This is a genomic window from Microbacterium barkeri, from assembly GCF_027921765.1.
Lineage (GTDB): Bacteria > Actinomycetota > Actinomycetes > Actinomycetales > Microbacteriaceae > Microbacterium > Microbacterium barkeri.
Genome location: NZ_BSEJ01000027.1, coordinates 1 through 3,916 on the forward strand (window position 1 = coordinate 1; position 3,916 = coordinate 3,916).

The window sequence follows — 3,916 nt, forward strand, 5'->3', positions numbered from 1 at the left end:
GCCCTCGAACAACTCGCCCTCGTCTACCCCGAGCGCATCGAGCCCTACCTCTGACCCCGAGGACCCAACTCCTTACACACACAACTTGACAAGCTCGGAACCGGCAGCACTCGTCCCGCAGCTCGACCAGACGACGGATCGCCGCGGTCGGCTGATAGTGATCGACGGTCAGCAGAGCACCGGTGTCGGGGTTCTGGAAGATCCGCTCCCACCCCGGCGCATACCGCGCGAGCCGGCGGGCGGTCTCGGCCGGGACCGGCCCGTACCCCGCCAGCATCGCCGGCCCGTCATCCAGCCCGACCAGACTCGTCACCGGCACCGTCACCGCGACCGCCCCGCGCACCCCCGACAGCCGCTCCGGATCCCCGTCGACCGGATACCCCGTCGGCGCCCCCGTCAGAAGAAGGTTCCCCGCCAGATCCGCCCGCCGCTGCGTGCGCGTCACCCGCACCCGCTCCGCCTCCCGAGCCCCCTCCCGCTCCCCCGGCGCGCACCGCCCCGGAAACAGCCCCGCATCCCGCACCGCCAGCCCCGGATCGACCACCGGGTCCGGGGCGCCGCCAGGCACCCGCACCGCGCCCTGGTCGATCCGGTTCCCGTCCCGATCCACCCGGAACCCCAACCCGTCCCTCGTCACCCCCACCGCCGCATCCGCCGCATCCCGCGCCAGCCGCGCCGCGTCCTGCGCTTCCCGGTCCGCGCGGCGCTCATCGGCCTCGACCAGACGCGCCATCTGATCCAGCCGGTCCGCGACCGCCGCGATCACCGACGCCTCGTCCCGCATCACGAACTCACCCAGCCCACCCGGCAGAGCCCGCGTCCACGTTCCCCGCTTCTCCCGCACCGCCGCCTGACCCTCCGCCACCGGAACCGGATGCAGCACCGCCGCGAGCTCGCTCGCGAACACCCGCAGCTGCCGCGGCGTGGCCTCCTCCGCGAACCCCAGCACCCGCCCCAGGAACTCCCCCAGCACCGCATCCGGCAGCCCCTGCGCGACCTCCCGGATCACATCCGCATGCTTGCGCGTGATCCGCCCCGCCGACAGCGCCGCCCGCACCTGAGGCAACCGCGCCTCCAGCAGCTCCGCGTCCGCCATCCGCGCCTCCACCTCCCCCACCGACACATGCAACGCCACCGCGAGCTCAGCCGCGACCGCCCGCCACGGGAACGCGAACTCCGAATCCGACCCCGACCGCTCCATCTGCGCCCGCGCCACCCGCGCCGCCACCGCGAACGCCTGCACCTCCGCCGCCGCAGCCGACGCCACCGCCCGCCGGAAACCCGTCAACGTCTCCCGCACATTCGACAGCACCCACCGCTCCTCCACCGTCGCATCCCACGACAGCGGATCCACAAACCGCGGCTTCCTGCTCGTCACACCCCCATCATCAACCCCACCACCGACATTCGAACGGGATGGCGGAAGAGGTGATCCCGAGAATCCGACCCCGCATGTCGGGGTGCCTCGGCGGCTCGTCGGAGGCCCCAGCCGCGCTCGGTCAGCGGCGAGGCGGCGAGGCGGCGAGGCGCCTAGGCGTCGAGAAACAGGAACAAGCCGCGGCAGGACTGCCCGGCCCCCTGGTCACTCCGGCGGCAGAGTCACCGTCGGCAGCGGCATCGGGGTGACCGGCGTGTGCGTCTGCGACGGCGATGGCGACGGGGTGGACGGCTCGCTCGTCTTCGGGGATGGCGCGGGCTCGCTCGTCTCGGGGGATGGCGCCGGCTCGGTGGGCGGCGGGCTCGTCGCGGGCGGCTGCGTCGTGGGAGGCGGCGTCGTCGCGGGCGGCTGCGTGGGCGGCGGGCTCGTGGGAGGCGGCGTCGTCGCGGGCGGCGGGCTCGTCGGAGGCGGCGTCGTCGCGGGGGGCTGGGTCGTCGGCGGCGGTGTCGTCGGCGGCGTGCTCGGCTTCGGCGTCTCGCTCGGCTTCTCCGAGGGCTGCGGGTTCTCCGACGGCTTCGGCGGCTCGCTCGACTGCGGGCTCTCGGCGGGCTGCGGGTTCTGCGATGCGCGCGGGTCAGGAGCCCACGGCTTGATGTCGACTGGCTCGCCGGCCCCGTCGAGGTAGCGACGCGGGTCGACCGGGACGCCGTTCACGTGCACCTCGAAGTGGAGGTGGTTCCCGAAGCTGCGACCGGTGTTGCCCACGAGGCCGATGGGATCGCCCGCCTCGACCCAGTCGCCCTCCTCGACCACGCGGCTCCCGTGCGTCATGTGCCCGTAGAGCGTGCGCACGCCGTTGACGTGCTGGATCATGACCGCGACGCCGTAGCCGTAGTGGCTCTCGCTCGAGAGCACGACGATGCCAGGAGCGGCCGCGCCGATGGGCGTGCCGCCCGGCGCCGCGATGTCCATGCCCATGTGGCGACCGTTGCGTGCCCCGAACTGGTCGGTGAGCACGGGGTTCGCGATCGGCCACAGGAAGGTGTCGAGGGACGCGAGCTTGCCGTCGTCCCCGAGGCGCGAGAGGTCGACGTCGATGCCCGCGGCGATCGCCGCGCGGATGAGCTTCTCGCGCGCCTCGCGCCGCAGCTTCGTCACCTCGTCGACGGTCGTCGCGCCGTAGTCGCTTCCGGCGAGCGCGGGCACCTCGATCGCGCCGGCCTCGGCGAACGCCGCCGCCTCATCCGAGAGGCCCGCGGTCGGCGACTCGGGGCGCTCGAGGTCGTCGGACACCTCGCCGTCGTCGACCGCGATCGAGACCGCCGCGACCGGCTCGCTCTCGGGCGGCGCGCCGGCCGCCGCGAGGGCGCCGGCTCCGGTGGCCGCGGCGACGAGGGCCGCCACGATGACGCTCGCGTGCGCGGCGCGCGTCGAGCGCACCCGCGTCGCGGATGCGTCGTTCGACTCGCCGTCGGAAGTGTCCTGCTGCATGTTTCCCCCGCGCCTATACTGACCGGTTCTCGTCGCAGACGGAAGACCCGCGGCGAGATCGGCCGTGCGGGGTGCCCGCGCACCTCCTTCAGCTGCGGGCCATCCGATGCGAGGATGGCCCGCATGAGGCGGGTCAGGGTGGTCGTCGAGGGCGTCGTCCAGGGCGTCGGATTCCGGTGGAGCACGGCGCGTCAGGCAGAGCGCAGGGATGTCGTCGGCTGGGTCCGCAACGCGGGCGCGGATCGCGTCGAGGCCGAGCTCGAGGGCGGCTCCGACGCCGTCGACGCGGTCGTCGACTGGATGCGGCAGGGGCCGACCGGCTCCCGCGTGGACGACATCGCGATCGAGGAGATCGCCCCGACGGGCGCGACCGCGTTCGAGCTGCGCCCCTCGGTCTGAGCTACTCGACGAACGTGACGTCGACCTGGATCTCGGCAGCGATCCGCTCGAGGTCGGCGACGACGTCGGCGAGGTCGACGTCGTCGGGCACCCGCAGCTCCGCCGTCGCCTCGAACAGGCGCCCGCCCGCCATGGCCGCGTCGCGCGCCTCGGTCGCCATCGACTCGATGCTCAGCGAGCGGGCGCGCAGGGCAGAGGAGATCTCGCGCACGATGCCCGGACGATCGTGCCCCAGCACCTGGAGCGTGACGCTGCGACCGCGCGGCGCGTGCACCTCCTCGGCGGCGCGCACGACCACGGTGAGCAGCCCTTCGAGACCCTTCAGTCCCTCGCGGAGCGCGTCGACGCGCTCGGGCGGCACCGAGACCTGGATCACGCCCGCGAACGTGCCGTCGAGCTCGGCGAGCCGGCTGTTCTCCCAGTTGGCGCCGTGGGCGTCGACGACGTCGGCGAGGGCCGCCACGAGGCCCTCGCGGTCGTCTCCGATGACGGTGAGGACGAGCGATGTCACGCTCCCCACCCTACTGAGCGGCCCCGCCGCGCGCAGTCCCCGCTAGCTGTACTGCTCAGGGACGTTGTTTGATCTGGCTTCCCTGATGTGACGAGAACCTCCCGGCAGAGTGGAGCTGCTACCGCATCCGCTCTGAA

4 protein-coding genes are annotated in these 3,916 nt (G+C 73.4%); 1 reads left to right on the forward strand and 3 read right to left on the reverse strand.

The window, feature by feature from the left end:
- Together PKE79_RS16385 and PKE79_RS16390 are read right to left on the reverse strand one after the other, a co-directional pair.
- Window positions 1–1,378: DUF222 domain-containing protein (locus PKE79_RS16385; RefSeq protein ID WP_271174776.1), on the reverse strand; the 1,378-nt coding region annotated here is incomplete at its 3' end.
- Between the two features lie 204 nt (window positions 1,379–1,582).
- Entirely contained in the window at window positions 1,583–2,869 is a 1,287-nt protein-coding gene (locus PKE79_RS16390) for a M23 family metallopeptidase (RefSeq protein ID WP_271174777.1), read from the reverse strand.
- Between the two features lie 123 nt (window positions 2,870–2,992).
- Here PKE79_RS16390 and PKE79_RS16395 point away from each other — a divergent pair, with 123 nt between their 5' ends.
- Entirely contained in the window at window positions 2,993–3,268 is a 276-nt protein-coding gene (locus PKE79_RS16395; protein ID WP_271174778.1) for an acylphosphatase, read from the forward strand.
- A 1-nt stretch (window position 3,269) separates the two neighbouring features.
- Here the strand turns inward: PKE79_RS16395 and PKE79_RS16400 are convergent, their stop codons facing one another.
- A complete protein-coding gene (locus tag PKE79_RS16400; protein WP_271174779.1) occupies window positions 3,270–3,779 on the reverse strand; it encodes a glycine cleavage system transcriptional repressor in 510 nt (169 codons plus the stop codon).
- Window positions 3,780–3,916 lie beyond the last annotated feature (137 nt).

What these genes read in the sequence shown, in the direction of transcription:
- PKE79_RS16390 (WP_271174777.1), bottom strand. Translation starts at nt 2,869, where the DNA reads ATGCAGCAGGACACTTCCGACGGCGAGTCGAACGACGCATCCGCGACG.
- PKE79_RS16395 (WP_271174778.1), top strand. Translation starts at nt 2,993, where the DNA reads ATGAGGCGGGTCAGGGTGGTCGTCGAGGGCGTCGTCCAGGGCGTCGGA.